Annotated in this window: 15 protein-coding genes and 1 pseudogene; 6 read left to right on the top strand and 10 right to left on the bottom strand. The window is 71.7% G+C overall.

The annotated features are described in order from the left end of the window. A pseudogene (locus GT042_RS31895) lies at nt 1-219 on the bottom strand (fatty acid--CoA ligase family protein); the annotation flags it as partial. Nucleotides 220-488: 269 nt separating this feature from the next. On the opposite strand from GT042_RS31895, the gene oxc reads away from it, so the two are divergent. Then, nucleotides 489-2,240 (top strand): oxalyl-CoA decarboxylase, encoded by a 1,752-nt coding sequence (gene oxc / locus GT042_RS31890; protein ID WP_161312173.1) that lies wholly within the window; start codon nt 489-491, stop codon nt 2,238-2,240. Between the two features lie 72 nt (nt 2,241-2,312). Further along, on the top strand, nt 2,313-3,569 hold the full coding sequence (gene frc / locus GT042_RS31885) for a formyl-CoA transferase (RefSeq protein ID WP_161312172.1): 1,257 nt from the start codon (nt 2,313-2,315) through the stop codon (nt 3,567-3,569). A 138-nt stretch (nt 3,570-3,707) separates the two neighbouring features. On the opposite strand, the gene GT042_RS31880 is transcribed toward frc, so the two are convergent. The 6 genes from GT042_RS31880 to GT042_RS31855 form a co-directional block, all read right to left on the bottom strand. After that, a complete protein-coding gene (locus GT042_RS31880; RefSeq protein ID WP_161312171.1) occupies nt 3,708-5,144 on the bottom strand; it encodes a PQQ-dependent sugar dehydrogenase in 1,437 nt (478 codons plus the stop codon). Between the two features lie 185 nt (nt 5,145-5,329). Next, nucleotides 5,330-6,313 (bottom strand): aldo/keto reductase, encoded by a 984-nt coding sequence (locus GT042_RS31875; RefSeq protein WP_161312170.1) that lies wholly within the window; start codon nt 6,311-6,313, stop codon nt 5,330-5,332. A gap of 176 nt (nt 6,314-6,489) precedes the next feature. Continuing rightward, nucleotides 6,490-7,593, bottom strand: coding sequence for a hypothetical protein (locus tag GT042_RS31870; RefSeq protein WP_161312169.1), 1,104 nt, complete (start codon nt 7,591-7,593; stop codon nt 6,490-6,492). Between the two features lie 39 nt (nt 7,594-7,632). Then, entirely contained in the window at nt 7,633-8,748 is a 1,116-nt protein-coding gene (locus GT042_RS31865; protein WP_161312168.1) for an AI-2E family transporter, read from the bottom strand. Between the two features lie 50 nt (nt 8,749-8,798). Next, nucleotides 8,799-9,974 (bottom strand): hypothetical protein, encoded by a 1,176-nt coding sequence (locus tag GT042_RS31860; protein WP_161312167.1) that lies wholly within the window; start codon nt 9,972-9,974, stop codon nt 8,799-8,801. Between the two features lie 59 nt (nt 9,975-10,033). Beyond that, nucleotides 10,034-10,993 (bottom strand): STM4015 family protein, encoded by a 960-nt coding sequence (locus GT042_RS31855; protein ID WP_345944002.1) that lies wholly within the window; start codon nt 10,991-10,993, stop codon nt 10,034-10,036. Nucleotides 10,994-11,191: 198 nt separating this feature from the next. Here GT042_RS31855 and GT042_RS31850 point away from each other — a divergent pair, with 198 nt between their 5' ends. Further along, the gene (locus GT042_RS31850; protein WP_161312165.1) at nt 11,192-12,124 is read left to right on the top strand and encodes a DUF5829 family protein; all 933 of its coding nucleotides are present in this window, start codon (nt 11,192-11,194) and stop codon (nt 12,122-12,124) included. A gap of 121 nt (nt 12,125-12,245) precedes the next feature. Next, nucleotides 12,246-13,073, top strand: a complete 828-nt coding sequence (locus GT042_RS31845) for a lipase family protein (protein WP_161312164.1) — start codon at nt 12,246-12,248, stop codon at nt 13,071-13,073. A 63-nt stretch (nt 13,074-13,136) separates the two neighbouring features. On the opposite strand, the gene GT042_RS31840 is transcribed toward GT042_RS31845, so the two are convergent. From GT042_RS31840 to GT042_RS31830, 3 genes are all read right to left on the bottom strand, one after another. Then, on the bottom strand, nt 13,137-14,336 hold the full coding sequence (locus GT042_RS31840; RefSeq protein WP_161312163.1) for a cytochrome P450: 1,200 nt from the start codon (nt 14,334-14,336) through the stop codon (nt 13,137-13,139). 316 nt (nt 14,337-14,652) lie between these two features. Continuing rightward, nucleotides 14,653-15,915: a hypothetical protein gene (locus tag GT042_RS31835; protein ID WP_161312162.1), complete on the bottom strand. Its 1,263-nt coding sequence runs from the start codon at nt 15,913-15,915 to the stop codon at nt 14,653-14,655. A gap of 61 nt (nt 15,916-15,976) precedes the next feature. After that, entirely contained in the window at nt 15,977-16,273 is a 297-nt protein-coding gene (locus tag GT042_RS31830) for a chaplin family protein (protein ID WP_161312161.1), read from the bottom strand. 271 nt (nt 16,274-16,544) lie between these two features. Here GT042_RS31830 and GT042_RS31825 point away from each other — a divergent pair, with 271 nt between their 5' ends. Continuing rightward, nucleotides 16,545-16,952, top strand: coding sequence for a YciI family protein (locus tag GT042_RS31825; protein ID WP_161312160.1), 408 nt, complete (start codon nt 16,545-16,547; stop codon nt 16,950-16,952). 8 nt (nt 16,953-16,960) lie between these two features. Then, on the top strand, nt 16,961-17,868 hold a 908-nt coding region (locus tag GT042_RS31820; RefSeq protein WP_161312174.1), incomplete at its 3' end, for a DUF6596 domain-containing protein.

Below are 17,868 nucleotides of genomic sequence, written 5' to 3'. Positions count from 1 at the left end.
CCCCCGGCGCAGCCCGGTGGCGCCCAGGCCCGCGGCGACGTCGTCGGCGAGGGACGCGAGGGCGCCGTACGACAGGGGCACCCGGTCCGGGCCGGCAACGAGCGCCCGGGCCCGGGGCCGGTCACGTACCTGCCGGTCGAGGAGATCTGTGAGTCCTGTGATCGTTGGGGGCCGATACCGGTTCTCGTCGCGCACGGATGCTGCGGTCGGAACCGCCATGACCACCTCCTCCTCGCACCAGGCCTGTTTGAAGACGTCAAGTAGCGAGCGTGCGCGGGCGCGGGGTGCCCGTCCAATACGCGATGGCGAACAGCTGATAGCGCGGGTCTATCAAGCCAGGCGGAGGCCGTGCCGACCCGCCTGTAGGGGGCATCGATAAATGCTGTTTATCGGCTGGTCGCCGATAGGTGTTGGACGGGACGTCCCCCGCTGCCGAAGGTGTGATGAGAAGCCGAACAGGCATGCCTGCCCAAGGAGGACCCCGGACCATGACCGCCCCTTCCGCACCGGAGACAGCGGCGACCGCCGACGCTCGGGACGAGCTCACCGACGGGTACCACTTGGTCGTCGACGCGCTCAAGCTGAACGACATCGACACGATCTACGGGGTCGTCGGCATCCCGATCACCGACCTGGCCCGGCTCGCGCAGGCGCGCGGCATCCGCTACATCGGCTTCCGCCACGAGAGCAACGCCGGACACGCGGCGGCCGCGGCCGGTTACCTCACGAAGAAGCCCGGTGTGGCCCTCACGGTGTCCGCGCCGGGCTTCCTCAACGGGCTCGTCGCGCTGGCGAACGCCACCACCAACTGTTTCCCGATGGTGCAGATATCGGGTTCCAGCGAGCGCCACCTCGTCGACCTCAAGCAGGGCGACTACGAGGAGATGGACCAGCTGGCCGCCGCGCAGCCGTTCGTCAAGGCCGCGTACCGCGTGAGCCGCGTGGAGGACATCGGGCGCGGGATCGCCCGCGCCCTGCGCACCGCGATCTCCGGGCGCCCCGGCGGTGTTTACCTCGACATCCCCGCCGCGGTGCTCGGGTCCATCATGGACAAGGAGGCGGGCGACAAGACGCTGAGCCGCCTCGTCGACCCCGCGCCGCGCCAGCTGCCCGCGCCCGAGGCGGTGGACCGCGCGATCGAGCTGCTCGCGAACGCGGAGCGCCCGCTCGTGGTCCTCGGCAAGGGCGCCGCGTACGCGCAGGCGGACGACAAGATCCGCTCCTTCATCGAGTCGACGGGCATCCCGTACGTACCGATGTCGATGGCGAAGGGCCTGCTGCCCGACAACCACGCGCAGTCCGCCGCCACCGCCCGTTCGCTGGCGCTGAAGAAGGCCGACGTCGTGGTGCTCGTCGGCGCGCGCCTCAACTGGCTGCTGAACCACGGCGAGGCGCCGCAGTGGAACCCGGACGCGAAGTTCGTCCAGGTGGACATCGAGCCCAAGGAGCTGGACAGCAACCAGCCCATCGCCGCCCCGCTGGTCGGTGACATCGAGTCGGTGCTCGACGCGATCGCCGAGCGCACCAAGCCGGGCCAGATCGCGGCCCCCGCCGCCTGGCGCGAGGAGCTCGCGGCGCGGTCGGCGACCAACGTCGCGAAGATGGCCGAGCGCCTGAAGGCCGACCCGTCGCCGATGCAGTTCATGGGCGCCCTGAAGGCCGTACGGGACGTCCTGCACGCCAACCCCGAGGCGTACCTCGTCAACGAGGGCGCCAACGCGCTGGACATCGCACGCAACGTGATCGACATGCACGTGCCGCGTCACCGCCTCGACAGCGGTACGTGGGGCGTCATGGGCATCGGCATGGGGTACGCGATCGCCGCGGCCGTGGAGAGCGGCCAGCCGGTCGTGGCCGTGGAGGGCGACAGCGCCTTCGGGTTCAGCGGGATGGAGCTGGAGACGATCTGCCGCTACCAGCTGCCCATCGTCACCGTCATCATGAACAACGGCGGTGTGTACCGCGGTGACGACGTCAACCCGCTGGAGACCGATCCCTCGCCGACGACCCTGATGCTCGGGGCGCGCCACGACAAGATGATCGAGGCGTTCGGCGGCAAGGGCTACCGCGCCACCACCCCCGCCGAGGTCGCCGCCGCGCTCACCGAGGCGATCGCCTCCGGCGGCCCGGCGCTCATCGACTGCGAGATCGACCCCTCGGCCGGCACCGAGAGCGGCCACATCGCGCACCTCAACCCCAAGGGCATCACCGTCGGCAACATCACGCCGGCGAAGAAGTAGCCGGCGAGGACACCACAGCCACCGCACCGCACTGCCCACCGCACCGAGTTCATGACACAGAAGGAAGCAAACATGAGTGAAAAGCCGCTCGCCGGAATCAAGGTGATCGACTTCACCGGGGTCCAGGCCGGGCCCGCGTGTACCCAGATGCTCGCCTGGTTCGGAGCTGACGTCATCAAGGTCGAGCGCCCCCAGGGCGGCGACGTGACCCGCGGTCAGCTGCGCGACATCCCGGAACTCGACGCGCTCTACTTCACCATGCTGAACAGCAACAAGCGTTCGCTGGCGATCAACACCAAGACCGCTGAGGGCAAGGAGGTCATGGAGAAGCTCATCCGCGAGTCGGACATCCTCGTCGAGAACTTCGCCCCGGGCGCCCTGGACCGCATGGGTCTCGGCTGGGACTACATCCACGAGCTCAACCCCCGCCTGATCTTCGGTTCGGTCAAGGGCTTCAACGACGACTCGTCGTGGTCCGACCTGAAGGTGTACGAGAACGTCGCGCAGGCCGCCGGTGGCGCCGCCTCCACGACCGGTTTCTGGGACGGCCCGCCGACCATCAGCGGTTCGGCCCTCGGTGACAGCAACACCGGCATGCACCTGCTGATCGGCCTGCTCACCGCGATCATCCAGCGCGACCAGACCGGTGTCGGCCAGAAGGTCTCGGTGTCCATGCAGGACGCCGTACTCAACCTGACCCGCGTCAAGCTCCGTGACCAGCAGCGCCTGGAGAAGGTCGGCTACCTGGAGGAGTACCCCCAGTACCCGGCGACGGAGTTCGGCGACACGGTGCCGCGCGGCGGCAACGCGGGCGGCGGCGGCCAGCCGGGCTGGATCCTGAAGTGCAAGGGCTGGGAGACCGACCCCAACGCCTACATCTACTTCACGATCCAGGAGCAGAACTGGAAGCGGACCGCCGAGGCCATCGGCCGGCCCGAGTGGGTCGAGGACCCGGAGTACAACACGGCCAAGGCCCGTCAGCCGCACATCTTCGAGATCTTCGAGGAGATCGAGAAGTGGCTGTCCGACAAGACCAAGTACGAGGCCGTCGACATCCTGCGCAAGTGGGAGGTGCCCACCGCTCCCGTGCTCAGCATGAAGGAGCTGTCGGAGGACCCCGACATGCGCAAGAGCGGCACCATCGTCGAGGTCGACCAGAAGCTGCGCGGCAAGTACCTGACCGTGGGCAGCCCGGTCAAGTTCTCCGGCTTCAAGCCCGACATCCAGGGCGCGCCGCTGCTCGGTGAGCACACGGACGAGGTGCTCGCGAGCCTCGGGTACGACGAGGACGCCATCGCCAAGCTGCGCGAGGGCAAGGTCGTCGCCTGACGCGAACCCCGTCGTCCTGGCTGAACATCACAGCAGCCTGACCGACATCGCACCAGAAGGCGGTACCGGATTCGTCCGGTACCGCCTTCGTGCTGTACGGGTCGACCGGTCGGCCATCGGCGGCCGACGATCGACCGGTCAGCCGATCGTGACGCGGAAGATCCTGTCCGAGCCGGGCCCTTCTCCCCCGTTCGCGTCGGCGTTGGTGGTGGCGAGCCACACCTGGTCGGCGCCCGGGACCTTCAGGACGGTCCGCAGCCGTCCGTACGTGCCGATGTAGTACGCCGTGGCGGTGCCGACGTTCTCCGTGTCACCCGTGATCGGAACCCGCCACAGCCGCTCGCCGCGCAGCGAGGCCATGTAGAGGACGTTGCGGACGATCGTGATGCCGCTGGGCGAGGCCTCGGCGGTGCTCCAGGTCTTCTTCGGGTTGGTCGTGCCGGCGACGTTGCAGGTGCCCTCGCAGGTCGGCCACCCGTAGTTGTTGCCGGACTTGATCAGGTTGAGTTCGTCGGTGGTGGACTCGCCGAACTCGGAGGCCCAGAGGCGGCCGTTGCGGTCGAAGGCCATGCCCTGCGGGTTGCGGTGGCCGTAGCTGTAGACGTACGAGCCGAACGGGTTGCCGGGAGCCGCCGCGCCGGTGGTGGTCAGGCGCAGGATCTTGCCGTTGAGGGAGTTCCTGTCCTGCGCGAGGGCGGGCTGCTGGGCGTCGCCGGTGGAGGCGTAGAGGAAGCCGTCGGGGCCGAACAGCAGCCGTCCGCCGTTGTGGTAGCGGTTCTTCCGGATGCCCTGGAGCAGGACGGTGTAGCCGGTGAGGGTGGTGCCGTTGTACGTCATGCGCGCGACGCGGTTGCCCTCGGAGGCGGTGTGCATGAAGTAGACGTACCGGTTGGCGGCCCAGTTCGGGTCGACGGCGACGCCGAGCAGGCCGCCTTCGCCGCCGGTGGTGACCGTGTTGGGCACGGTGCCGACCTCGGTCCTGGCGCCGGCCGGGGTGACCTTGAAGACCTTGAAGGTGTCCCGCTCGGTGACCAGCGCGGACGTGCCGTCCGGCAGCCAGTCCGTGCCCCAGGGGACCGACCAGCCGCTGGAGAGGGCGGTGGGGGTGCCGGGGACACCGCCGTCGGCCTGGCAGGCGGTGGTCGAGAAGGACACCGATCCGCTCGCGGGCGAGGCGTTGCCCGCCGCGTCCTTCGCGACGACGGACAGGGTGAAGGGCGCGTTGCAGGCGAGCCCGGTCAGCGTGGTCGAGGTGGCGGGCGGGGTGCCCGTCAGGGTTTTCAGTACGGTGCCGCCGCCGCGGATCTCGTACGCCACCACGCCCTGGTCGTCCGTGGACGCGGTCCACCTGAGGTTCGCGGCGGTGGAGGTGACGCCGCTGACGGCCGGGGTGCCCGGGGTCGTGGGCGGCGTGTCGGCGGCAGCCGCCGGGGCAGCGGTCCCGGCCTCCTGGCGGGCGGTGGCGGCGCCCGCCGGACTCGACAGGACGGGTGAGCCGAACAGCGTCGTGGCCGCGAGGGCGGCGGCGACCGCCGCGAGGGCGCTCGGTTTCGTACGGGGTTTCCTGGACCTCATGAGCCGTACCTGCTTTCCTGATGTGGGGGTTTCAGGAGAGAACGGTCGGGCTGGGAACCGCTCTCACCGAACGCGTATCCATGTGGGTGAATCGCGTTCAGTCGCATGCGCCATCGAGCATGGCCGCTCGGCCGACGGCGGTCAATGGTCCGGGCTCGGCCAACTCCCCCTGCTCGCAGGCCTGTTCAGGCCAGGACCGGCGCGCGCTCGTCGAGCAGCCCCTCGGCCCGGAGGTCGGACCACACCTGTTCGGGGATCTCCGCGCCGAACGCCGCGAGGTTGCTCCGTACCTCGTCGGCGGAGCGCATCCCCACCACGATGCCCGCCACCACCGGATGCCGCAGCGGAAACGCCATCGCCACCTGAGGGAGCGTCACTCCGTGCGCCTCGCAGACGTCGGCGATCCGGTGGGTGCGGCGCAGCAGCGCCGGTGAGGCCGGCGCGTAGTCGAAGGGTGCCCCGGCGGCCGGGCGGTGGGTCGCCAGGAGGCCGGAGTTGAAGACGGAGGCCGCGAGGACGGACACACCCCGGTCGGCGCACGCCGGGAACAGGTCGTCCAGCGCGCCGTGCGCCAGCAGGGTGTAGTGGCCCGACAGCATCACGGCGTCCACGTCCGCCTCCCGGACCAGCCGCGTCAGCAGGGTGGTGTCGTACATCCCCGCGCCGACGGCGCCCACCACTCCCTGGGCGCGCAACTCGGCCAGCGCGGGCCAGCCCTCGCGCAGCGCGGCCTCGAAGTGCCGTTCCGCGTCGTGCAGGAAGAGCGTGTCGACGCGGTCGGTGCCCAGGCGGGCGAGGGAGTCCTCGACACTGCGCAGGATGCCGTCGCGGGAGAAGTCCCAGACCCGGCGGTGGGTCGCGGGGACCATGAACGACTCGTCCGTACGCCCTGCCGCGTCCTGGGGCACGAGCACCCGGCCGACCTTGGTCGACAGGGTGAACTCCCCCCGGGCCCTGGGCCGGAGGGCCTCGCCGACGAGGCGCTCGGACTGCCCGAGGCCGTAGTGCGGAGAGGTGTCGAAGTAGCGGATGCCGCCCTCCCAGGCCGCAGCCAGCGCTCCTGCCGCGGTCGCGTCGTCCACCGGTGCGAAGAGTCCGCCCAACGGCCCGCCGCCGAAGCCCAGTTCCGTGACCCGTACCGCGCTCCGCCCGAGCTGGTTCACCCTCATGCCGCGCCTTTCCCTCTTCCCCGCTCCCGGACCCGCGAGCGCGCCGATCCCTGCCATAGCCGGATTTCAGCACACAGAAGGGGCGGACGGCGGTCCGCCACGAGGAGTTCGTGGATCGTGGTGTCACGGACGGGCCGGTCACCGGGGGTGCGCGCGGCGGCCGGCCGCCGTGACGGTCAGCGCGCCGGGCTGCGCCGGGTCACCTTCCCCTGCGCGTCCGCGTCGAGCGAGGCCGTGCCGTTGGGCCCGGTCACCGTGATCCGCACCGCGAGGGCGCCGGTGAGGTGGTCGACGGTGACCTGCCAGCCGCGCGGGGCGCGGACGCCGAGGGTGGTCCTGGCCTCCTCGACCAGGGCGGGGACGCGCGCACACGGCAGGGAACGCACGTCGAACCGGACGACGGGAGTGTCCGTGGGCGCGAACACCACCGACATCAGGTGCTCCTGGATGCTGACGGTGAGCGCCTGGCGCGCGTCCTTCTGCTTGCCCTTGGTCAACACGTCGACGGCCCGGCACAGTTCACCCCGGTCGAGCAGCGACTGGCCGGGGCCGACGGAGACGGTGCCCAGCCCCGCCGACGACGTGACGGTGGTCGACGACGACGTCGTGGAGGCGGAGGGCCCCGAGGAGGACGGCGGTCGCGCGGAGGTGTCGTCGCCGAACAGGTCGCCGCGGAACGTCAGGATCACGGCGGCGGCGCCGAGCAGCAGGCCGACGAGGAGGAGAAAGCCGAACGCGCAGCCCTCCGGGGGCTCCTTCACCAGGGTGGACGCGGGCGCGGAGTCGATACGGGCCTCGGCGGCGCGCTGCTTCCACTCCGGGGCGGGCCGCTCGACCAGCCGTACCTTCCAGGGCCGGTCCGGCCGGTACGCCACCACCACGACGGCCCCCGGCCGGTGGTCGGGGAGGTCGACCAGGTTGATGTCGGCCGTGGTCTCCACGCGGTACGCGGGCACGTCGTCCGGCGCGACCGTCAGGACGAACTGGACGGGTATGTCGCCCGTTTCGCCTCCGACGGCGTGCGCGCTCTCGATCATCGCGAGAGCCGTACGGGACCCCCCGGCCGCCTCGTGGAGGCGCCGCGGCAGCCCGGCGAGGAAGAGCAGCAGGGCGTACCCGACGGGCAGGACCAGACCCGCGACGAACAGCGGGACGTTCTCGATGACACCGCCGACGACCAGTGCGGCCAGTGAGGCTCCGGTCACTCCCCCGGTCAGGAACCCCCTCACGAGGGCCACCGGACGGTGGTGGGTGGGCCGTACGGTCTCCGTGATCGCCATGCGTACGATTGTGTGCCGTCCGGGCGGCCACCGGAATGCCTAAGTCATCACAACGGTGGCGTCTTCCGCGTCGTCGGAGTCCGGCTCCTCCGGCGGGTCGGCGAGTTGCTCGCGCAGGTAGTTCCAGACCACCGCCACCAGCGCCGCCGCCGGCACCGCGAGCAGGCTGCCCACCACACCGGCGAGGCTGCCGCCCAGGGTCACCGCCAGCAGGACCACCGCCGCGTGCAGGCCGAGCCCGCGACTCTGGATCATGGGCTGGAGCACGTTGCCCTCCACCTGCTGGACCACGACGATGATCGCCAGCACGATCAGCGCGTCCATCAGACCGTTCGACACCAGCGCGATGAGCACCGCGACCAGCCCGGCGAACAGGGCGCCCACGATCGGCACGAACGCGGAGACGAAGGTCAGCACCGCCAGCGGAAGCACCAGCGGCACGTCGAGGACCCACAGTCCGAGCCCGATGAACACGGCGTCGAGGAGGCCGATGAGGGCCTGGGACCGTACGAACGCGCCCAGGGTGTCCCATCCGCGCGCGGCCACGATCGGGACGTCGGTGGCGAGCCGGCCGGGAAGCTGACGGGTGAGCCACGGCAGGAAGCGCGGGCCGTCCTTGAGGAAGAAGAACATCAGGAAGAGCGCCAGGACGGCGGTGACCACTCCGTTGAACACGGTCCCCACGCCGGTGACGACGGCGCCCACCGTGCTGCCGATACTGCCCTGGATCCGGGCGACCGCGGCGTCGAAGGCCCCCGCGATCTGGTCGTCGCCGATGTTGAGCGGCGGCCCGGACGCCCACTCGCGCAACTTCTGTATGCCGTCGACCACCCCGTCGGTCAACTCGCCGGACTGGGACGCCACCGGCACCGCGATCAGCGCCACGATGCCCAGCGAGACCAGGAGGAAGAGGACGGTCACCGCCGACGCGGCGAGCGCGGGGGCCCACCCGCGCCGGCGCAGGAAACTGGTCAGGGGCCAGGTCATCGTGGTGAGGAACAGGCCCACCACCAGCGGCCAGACGACCGGCCACATCCGGCCCAGGAGCCACAGCGCCACCGCGACCATGACAAGGACCGCCAGCAGCTCGACGGAGACGCGCGCCGATCTCCGGAGCGCCGCGGCGGTTTTTGTGGAACTCAACGTGGCAGACATGGGGGTCACCCTATGGGCTCGGGTCACGGGTGACTCCCCGCCCCGGAAGCTCACCCGGTGGCCAGGGAACCCCGTACCTCCGGATAGTCCACCTTGTCGGGCAGTTGGTACCCGAGGGCGGTCAGCCGCGCCGCGACGTCCGCCGGGCTCCTTCCCGTCAGGCTCGCGCTGCGCAGGACATGCTCCAGGTGGACGTCGTCCAGGTACGAGCGGTCGACGGTGGCGAGCAGCCGGACGTCCTCCTCGTCCGCGGCCTCGGGCAGGATCGCGTTGCCGTGCAGCCGGTGCCCCATCACAGCCAGCCGCCCGGCGACATCGGCGGGGGCGCGTCCCGTGGCGAGAGCCCCCCGCAGGATGTGCCGCATCGACAGCCCGACGACGGTGTTCTGGGCCAACCAGGGTCCGCGGCCGTCGAGTTCCTCACTGAGGATGACGTAGTCGTCGGCCTCCGGGGTGTCGGGCACGGGCGGCGGCGAGCAGCCCAGCTCCGTCAGCCGGGCGGCGACGTCCGCCGGGGTGCGTCCCGTCCGCCGCGCGACGTCCAGGATGTGCCCGGCGGGCGGCGTCGAGTAGTACCAGCCGGCCCACGAGGGCGGGAGGAGCGGTTCGTCCGAGGGGACGGGGGTGTACGGGAGCCGGAGGCCGAGCGCGAGCAGCCGCGTGGCCGTCGCGTACAGGCTGCGCCGCGTCTCCCAGGCGGCCTCCCTCACACGGTACGCGGGCACCTCGTCGCCCCAGTCGGCCCACTCGCGGTAGCGGCCGCTGCTCATGGTGATCAGCAGGGCGTCGCCGCGATCCGGGGTCTCAGGCAGCGGCTCGCCCCTGCCACCGAGCCGGTAGCCGAGCGCGGTCAGCCGCCGTGCGACGTCGGCGGGGCTCCGGTCGGTCAGGCTGCCCCTTCCGACTATCTGGCGCAGGGGCACGGGCTCGGCGACATCGAGCCAGGTGGGGCGGTACTCCGCGGTGATGTCGCGGAGCAGAACGAGGTCACCGGGCTCGACGCGGTCGGGCAGGGGGCCTTCGGCGACCTGCACGTCGGTGTGGCCCAGGGCGGTCAGCCGTGCGACGACGTCGGCGGGAGCGTGTCCCAGCACGGCGGCGGCGTGCAGCACGTGCCCGTACGGGACCTGCTCGGCGGGGTCCAACCAGGGCCGGCGACCGTCGAGTTCACGGCTGGCGGTCCTCAGGTCGTCCGGGTCCTCGGACTCGGGGGCGGCGTCGTACATGATGGGGCCTTTCGACGGCGGGGAGAGGGAGTACGGGGGTCAGGGCGCGGCGGCTACGGTCATTCGTCCACCGCGACGTAGCGGCCGTCCCCCTCGCCCCATTCGGGATCGACCTCCTCCGGTTCTTGACTGGCCGTCAGATTCACCCGGACTCCGTGCGGTTCCAGTTCCGTCCAGACGCGCAGCATCATGGCGTGGCTGAGGAAGTGGTGCGAGAGGTCCAACTCCCGCAGGTGGGTGAGCGGTTGGCCGGTCAGCAGCGCCTCCGCGCCCTCGTCGCCGAGCGCGCCCATCGACAGGCTCAGCGACGTCAGCCGGGCCACGACCGGCGCCGAGGCCAGCGCGGCGGCCAACTCGTCCTGGATCGGGCTGTTCTGCAATCCCAGGTGGCGCAGGGCGGGCTTGCCCTGCCCGGTGAGGAGCGGCGCGAGGTGCTCGACCGTCGTCCCGCCGCCGTAGTTGTCGTGGCCCAGCCACAACTCCAGGCGCTCCAGGGACGGCAGGTCGGCGGCGGCGATCTGCGCCGCCGCGTCCGGGGGCAGCCCGCCGGACTGGACGCGCAGCACCCGCAGTGACGCATGGCCGGTCACGGGGAACTTAAGGCCCTCCCCGCCGCGTACGGCCAGCTCCCGCAGGCCGGGGAACGCCGCCAGAACGGGCGCGACGTCCTCCAGGTAGAGGGAGGAGATCATGGACTCGTCGTCCTCCAGGTCGCCGAGGAAGAGTGCTTCAAGTCCGGTCAGGCGGGGCGCGAGGTCGGTCAGCCAGTTGTCGTCCGCGTACCCGGAGTCGCCGTACCAGGGCTCGCCGAAGACCATCGCCCGTACCTTCTCCAGCTCGACGGACTCGGTGAAGCGCGCCCAGTAGACCTCGGCGCGCCCCCGGTGGTCGGCCTCGCGGGGCAGTTGCCCGCACTGGAAACGCCAGGCCACGGAGGCCGGGTCGGGCAGGTCCACGGGGTTCACGTACGGCGAGAAGGTGTAGGCGGGCAGTCCGTGGAACTGCTCGACGTGGTGCACATACGACAAAACGTGGCTCCCGACACTCCGGACGCGGCGGCTGTTCCCACGGTTCTAGCAGCCCCGTCCGTCACACGGGCCACTTCAGTGTCATTCCGTCACGTACGTACAGGGTCCCGGAGCTTGCCGGGAAATCGAGGGCGGTCAGCGACCGCCCCGCCTAGGCTTCCTGCCATGCCGCTTCACCGGACATTACGGATGACCATGGTCCTCGCCGCGACCCTCACGCTGTCCCTCACCGGGGTGGTCGGGGGTGGTACGGGCACGGCGCGGGCCACCGAGGAGACCAGGCGCCCACTGACGGGCCGTCAGTTGCTCCACTTCAACCACGCCTACGGGGTGCTCGACCGGGAGACCGCCGACGCCGTCGAACACTCGGGTTATCTGCGGGACTTCGCCAACTTCCAGATCCGCACCACGACCGGGGCCGACGGACAGACCTGGACCGGCCGCTATCTGATGGGCCGGGAGACCTACCTCGAACTCTTCGGGGTCGGCGACCTGCCCGGCCAGGACGGCGTCCTCGGCGCCGCCGGGATGGGGATCTCGACCGAGCGCGCCGGTGACCTGCCGACGGTGGTCCAGCGGCTGAAGGACCAGGGGATCGCCGAGCCCGTCGAGTTCCGCCAGACGCGCGACTTCGGCGACGGCGTCCCGGTGCCGTGGTTCGACGCCGTCTTCACCACCCTCCAGTACGACGCCTTCGGCGCCTGGGCGATGGAGTACCTGCCGGAGTACTTCGCCGATCCGCGCGGCAACACCGAACCGGCCGACCACCCCGGTGACGTCGGCCGGGAGCGTTACCTGTCCGACGACTACCGCACCCGTCCGATGCGCGACGTCACGTCGATCCGCCTCGCCGTCACGGAAGGCGACCTCGCCGACACCGTCCCGCTGCTGCGGGCCGGCGGCTTCTACGTCACGACCACGGCAACCGGCGGAGCCGTCGCCCGGCGCGGCGGCACCACGATCCACCTGGCCGCCACCTCACGCGACGAGGCGGGCCTCCAGCGGGTCGAACTGTCCCTCAACCGGGCGGTGAAGCACCGCCACAAGGAACGGATCGGCCGGTCGACCCTGGTCGTCGGTCCGGGCAGCACGGCGGTGTGGACGTTCAACGACGCTCGGTAGCGCCGTCGGGGCGTACCCCGCTGCGTCCGTACGGGTGGTCGTGGGCGCGATCCCCCTCGCCCCGGCTCCTCCGGAACTACGTTGCTGGGCGACCAGCCGCCACTCCCCGGAGGACACACTGATGGCGATCCCCGCCCTGGACCACTCGACCACCCGCTACTCCCTCGCACACGCCTACTGGATGGCACGGGCGGCCGGGCTGGCCACGCTGGACCCGGCCGCCGTCGAGGCCCAGGCGACCGCGTGGGGCTTCGACGAGGTACGGCACTTTGAGTCGAGCCACCGGATGCCGTTCCCGATCGAGGACACCCAGGCGTACGTCATGGCAGGCGACCGCATGATCGTCGCCGGTTTCCGCGGCACCGAGGTCCTCAAGATCTACGACTGGCTGACCGACGTCACCACCCCACCGGTTCCCGGCCCGGCGAACAGGGGCTTCGTCCACTACGGCTTCCACCAGGCGCTCCAGTCCGTCTACCCCGGGATCCGGGACGCCATCGACGAGTTGCGCACGAACGGGCAGAGCGTCTGGTTCACCGGCCACAGCCTCGGCGGGGCCCTCGCGATGCTCGCGGGCACCCGGTGGTACCTGGAGGAGCCACGGCTCCTGCCCGACGGTGTGTACACGTTCGGCCAGCCCCGTACCTGCGAACGGCTCCTCGCCGGCGTGCACAACAAGGCCTTCACGAACCGGTGTTACCGCTTCGTCAACAACAACGACATCGTCCCCCACCTCCCGCCGGAACCGGCGTACACCCACGTCGACACACTCCGCTACTTCGACGCCGACGGCAGGCTCCGCGACACCATGCCGCTCAAGGCCCGGCTGCTGGACCGCGCCAAGGGGCTGGGCGCCGACCTCTTCGCCCCCGAGACCGACGCCGTCAAGGACCACCACCTGCCGAACTACCTGGCCGCGTTCGAGAAGAACCTGGCGACGTCCGGCTGACCGGCCCACCGGGAAACGCCGGGGCCCGCACGCCGGTCGCGGCGGGCGGGCCCCGGGGTGCTTCTACCAGGCGACGGGGAGGGTGACCGGGCCTCTGATCAGGGCGTCCTGCTGGAAGGCGACCTCTTCGGCCGGCACCGCCAGACGCAGGCCGGGGAAACGGGCGAAGAGCGCCGGCAGCAGCACGTGGGCCTGGACGCGGGCCAGGTGCGGTGCCACGCAGTAGTGGGGGCCGTGGCCGAAGGCGAGGTGGTTCGGCCCGGGGCGGTCGGCGTCGATCTCGGCCGGGCACGCGAACACGTCGGGGTCGCGGTTGGCGGCCCAGTACTGGACGTAGACGAAGTCCCCCGCCCGGATGGTGACCTCGCCCACCGTGACGTCCTCGACCGCCACCCGGGGCTGCCCGATGCCGTTCTTGTGGGGGATCCAGCGCAGCAGTTCCTCGACCAGCAGGGGTACGGAGAGGTCACCGGCGCGCAGCGCCTCCGCCAGGTGGGGCCGGCGCAGCAGCGCGAAGACCATGTTGGAGAGGTTGTTGCGCACCGGGTGCCAGCCGTTCAGCGCGGTGAGGGAGGCCATCGCGAGTGCCTCGTCGGCGCTGACCCGTTCCTCGTCCACGGCGCGGGCGACGTCCGTCATCAGGTCCTCGCGCGGCGCGGCGCGGCGGTCCTCGATCACAGCGCCGAAGAACTCGGCGGCCTCGTCGCGCAGTGCCCGCACCCGCGCCACGTCCGCCTCGTCGCGAGGGCGTACGAGAATGCCCTGGGCCCAGTTCCGGATCCGCGGCAGGTCGTCCGGGGCGAAGCCGAAGATCTCCCCGACCAGGGTCAGCGGCAACGGGGCGACGACGGCCTCGATGAGGTCGGTGGGCGGCCCGGCGGCTTCCAGGCCGTCCAGCAGCTCGGCCACCAGCGTCTCCACGCGGGGGCGCAGCGCCTTCATACGGGCCTCGGTGAAGGCCGGGGTGACCACGGAGCGGATCCGCGTGTGGTCGGGCGGATCGATGAAGCTGACGCTGGCGCCCATCGGGATGAGGTGGCGGTTCATGGTGGGGAAGGGCCGGCCGGTGATGCGCCGGCTGAAGCGGGTGTCGGACGTCACGAACCGGACCTCGTCGTACCGGGTGACGAGCCAGCACTCGGTCAGTTCCCCGCCCTGGGGCAGCAGGATCTTCATCGCCGGTCCCTGCTCCAGCGCGTGGGCCAGGAACGGATCGAAGTCGAGACCGGGCAGATCGGGTGGCCCGTACTCGGGCGGACTCATCAAGGACACGCCATACCTCCGGCACATGAACGGCTCGGCCGACACGGCTCGGGAGCCCGGTCGGTTTCGGGCATCGTGCCGCACCCGGCCCGTCCCACGCCCGGGTCGGTGGGTCACCACGCTGGTTGTCACCCGCGTGAGTGACGGCGGTACGAACGGCGATGACGCGGGCGGGTGACGGCGGGCGCGGACGGGTGACGGCGGGCGCGGACGGGTGACGGCGGGCGCGGAAACGGAGGTACGGGCGGCGGTACGGGTGACGGCGGTACGGGCGGCGGTACCGGTGACGGTACGGGTGGCGGCGGTAAGGGCACGGTCAGCCCGGCCCGGCCGCGGCTGCCGGAGTACGGGCCGTCAGGAGGCGGTCCTCGTAGGCGTGGTGACGGCGGGTGCTGGTGCGGTGGTGCAGGAGATCCGCTGCCCGGACGTGTTCCCCGGCGTCCACGAGGGCCCGGGCCAGCGTGTCCTGGACGATCTCCCGCTCCACCCGTACCCCGCCGATCCGCTCGGCCTTCTCGCCCAGGGCTTCGAGCTCGTCGGCCGCCGCCCGGGGACGGCCCGTGGTGAGGGCGGCCAGCGTCCGGACCACGGGGGCCAGGACGTCGCGGTAGTCGGGGCGCGGGTCGGCGGCGGCCCTGCGGGCCAGTTGCTCCAGGTCGTCGGTCGCGGCCTCCACCGCGAGGGCCAGGGCCAGGTTGAACGTGTGGAAGACCTCCGCCGTCCCGCCCGGCGCGGTGAGCAGCTCCCGTACGTGCTCCGGATCGCTCCGGCCGGCCGGCTCCTGCCCCACCAGCAGGAGGCGCCAGTTCGTCGCCGCCCGCATGCCGACGTCCTGGCGGGGCAGTGCCGCGTCCGCGCGGCGGCGGGCGTCCTCGAAGTCGCCGCACGCGATCGACTGCAAGGCGGCGTGCCAGCTCAGATGCCGTACCTGTACCGCCCCGGGGTCCGCCGTCAGCCACCGGTCCAGGAACGCGGTCGACGCGGGGCCCGTACCCAGCTCGTGCTCGGCGTGCGCGAGGGCGTGCACGGCGACGCCCGACCGGGGGTACCGGGCCAGGGCCCGCTCGGCCAGGTCGTGCGCCTCGCGCACCCGGCCCTGCTCCGCCCTGGCCGAGGCCAGCCAGCCGGTCCACGGCCAGTTGTCGGGACCGGCCAGCGCGGCCTGCCGCTCCACCAGCGTGTCCCCGAGGGCCCGGTAGGCGGCGTCCTCGCAGGCGGAGAAGGCGCCGATCATGAGCCCGGCCAGTTCGTCGGCCGGCCACCGCTCGAAGTGGGTGACCAGGTGATCGGCCGTCAGCCGGTACTGCCGGTGCGTGTGGAGGAACACCCCGTACACCAGGCTGGCCTCCCGCTCCCCGGCCGTCCGCGCGTCCCGGTGGGCGAGGGCCAGCTGTTCCTTGAGTACGGAGTCGGCCATGCGGTCGCCCGTCGCCAGGGTCAGCAACCCGCGCGCCACACCACAGCCCGGATCCCCGCCCACCCACTCCCGCAGGAGGGGCAGCGCCCGCCCGCTCAGGGCCAGCAGCGCGATCGCCGCCCGGTCCCCGACCGTCGTCCCCGTGGTTGTCCCCGCGGTCACCGGACCCACCGCCGTCACCGTTCCCACCGCACAGCCGACACCTCGCCGCTCGCCGGCCCCCTCACACCGAGGACATGAAAACGGCGGTGCAGATGATGCCGCTGTTGCCGCAGTGGTTGCGCGGGAGATCCAGCGGCAGACCGACGTGGTTGCCGCTGCCCAGACCGGCCCCGCCCACCGTCGCACCCGCCGCCCGCGCGTCGCCCTGGTTGACGCAGGTGTTGCCGAACACGGCGTTCCCGATCCCGACGACGTTCGCCTGCGCGGCGCCGGCCGGAAGCAGCGCCACCCCGGCGACCGCGCCCAGCACAGCGGCCCGCGCCATCGCGTGACCAGAACCACGTGTCTCCACGCCCATCGTGCTCCTCCTTCGCCAGGGACGACGTCCCCGCTGGTGTCCGATCGAACTCAAGCCGGACATAACCGTCTGTCCCTCGCATCAACGACAGAAACCGCCACCCGACACGCGGCTACCGCTTGACAGGACCCCAGAAACGATCCTGCGCGGCGACGTCACCTCGTACCCGGCCGAAAAACCTCGGCGGCCGATGTCGAGAACCCGTGGTCCGCTCCGTCCCCGGGGTGAACGCGACGACAATGGAGTCGCACCGGCACCGAGGAGAACCACCATGGCCAAGTACCTGCTGCTCAAGCACTACCGAGGCGCCCCCGCACCGGTCAACGACGTACCGATGGAGCGGTGGACGCCGGAGGAGATCTCCGCCCACGTCCAGTACATGAACGACTTCGCGGCCCGGCTGGAGACGACCGGCGAGTTCGTCGACAGCCAGGCGCTCTCTCCCGAGGGGACCTTCGTCCGCTACGACGGCGAAGGGCGCCCGCCCGTCACCGACGGCCCGTTCGCCGAGACCAAGGACGTCATCGCCGGGTGGATGGTGATCGACGTGGACAGTCACGCGCGGGCCGTCGAGCTGGCCGGTGAGCTGTCGGCCGCCCCCGGGGCCGGCGGCAGGCCGATCCACGAGTGGCTGGAGCTGCGTCCGTTCCTCGGCGCGCACCCCACCGTCACGGAGTGACCACCGAAGTGGACGAGGCACTGCTCCGGAGCCTCACCCCGAGCGTGCTCGGGGTCCTCGTCCGCCGCGGAGCCGACTTCGCGGCGGCCGAGGACGCCGTACAGGACGCGCTGGTCGACGCGGTACGCGTCTGGCCCGCCGACCCACCGCGCGACCCGAAGGGCTGGCTGGTCACCGCGGCCTGGCGCCGGTTCCTCGACGCGGCCCGGTCGGACGCGGCCCGCCGCCGGCGTGAGGACCTGGTGGAGGAGGAGCCCGTACCCGGACCGGCGCCCGCGGCCGACGACACGCTCCAGCTCTACTTCCTGTGCGCGCACCCGTCGCTGACCCCGGCGTCCGCGGTCGCGCTCACGCTGCGCGCCGTCGGCGGGCTGACCACCCGGCAGATCGCCCAGGCCTACCTGGTGCCCGAGGCGACCATGGCGCAGCGCGTCAGCCGGGCCAAGCGGACCGTCTCCGGCGTACGGCTCGACCGGCCCGGCGACGTCGCGACCGTGCTGCGCGTCCTCTACCTGGTGTTCAACGAGGGCTACTCCGGCGACGTCGACCTCGCCGCCGAGGCGATCCGGCTGACCCGGCAGCTCGCGGCCGCGATCGACCACCCGGAGGTGGCGGGGCTGCTCGCCCTGATGCTGCTCCACCACGCCCGGCGCGCCGCCAGGACCGCGCCGGACGGCAGCCTGGTGCCGCTCGCCGAGCAGGACCGGGGCCGGTGGGACACCGTGGCGATCGCCGAGGGCGTCGGGATCCTCCAGGCGGCGCTCGCCCGCGACCGGCTGGGCGAGTTCCAGGCGCAGGCGGCCGTCGCGGCGCTCCACGCCGACGCGCCCACCGCCGGGGAGACCGACTGGGTCCAGATCGTGGAGTGGTACGACGAGCTGGCGCGCCTGACCGACAATCCGGTCGTCCGGCTCAA

This window comes from Streptomyces sp. SID3212, from assembly GCF_009865405.1.
Classification (GTDB): Bacteria; Actinomycetota; Actinomycetes; order Streptomycetales; family Streptomycetaceae; genus Streptomyces.
The sequence above is the reverse complement of the archived record's forward strand: the minus strand, read 5'-3'. Positions and strand labels throughout refer to the sequence as shown.

Coding starts and splice junctions, on each gene's coding strand:
- GT042_RS31870 (WP_161312169.1), bottom strand. CDS start 7,593: ATGGCGATCACGGAGACCGTACGGCCCACCCACCACCGTCCGGTGGCC.
- oxc (WP_161312173.1), top strand. CDS start 489: ATGACCGCCCCTTCCGCACCGGAGACAGCGGCGACCGCCGACGCTCGG.
- GT042_RS31880 (WP_161312171.1), bottom strand. CDS start 5,144: ATGAGGTCCAGGAAACCCCGTACGAAACCGAGCGCCCTCGCGGCGGTC.
- frc (WP_161312172.1), top strand. CDS start 2,313: ATGAGTGAAAAGCCGCTCGCCGGAATCAAGGTGATCGACTTCACCGGG.
- GT042_RS31865 (WP_161312168.1), bottom strand. CDS start 8,748: ATGTCTGCCACGTTGAGTTCCACAAAAACCGCCGCGGCGCTCCGGAGA.
- GT042_RS31830 (WP_161312161.1), bottom strand. CDS start 16,273: ATGGGCGTGGAGACACGTGGTTCTGGTCACGCGATGGCGCGGGCCGCT.
- GT042_RS31860 (WP_161312167.1), bottom strand. CDS start 9,974: ATGTACGACGCCGCCCCCGAGTCCGAGGACCCGGACGACCTGAGGACC.
- GT042_RS31850 (WP_161312165.1), top strand. CDS start 11,192: ATGACCATGGTCCTCGCCGCGACCCTCACGCTGTCCCTCACCGGGGTG.
- GT042_RS31845 (WP_161312164.1), top strand. CDS start 12,246: ATGGCGATCCCCGCCCTGGACCACTCGACCACCCGCTACTCCCTCGCA.
- GT042_RS31840 (WP_161312163.1), bottom strand. CDS start 14,336: ATGAGTCCGCCCGAGTACGGGCCACCCGATCTGCCCGGTCTCGACTTC.
- GT042_RS31825 (WP_161312160.1), top strand. CDS start 16,545: ATGGCCAAGTACCTGCTGCTCAAGCACTACCGAGGCGCCCCCGCACCG.
- GT042_RS31875 (WP_161312170.1), bottom strand. CDS start 6,313: ATGAGGGTGAACCAGCTCGGGCGGAGCGCGGTACGGGTCACGGAACTG.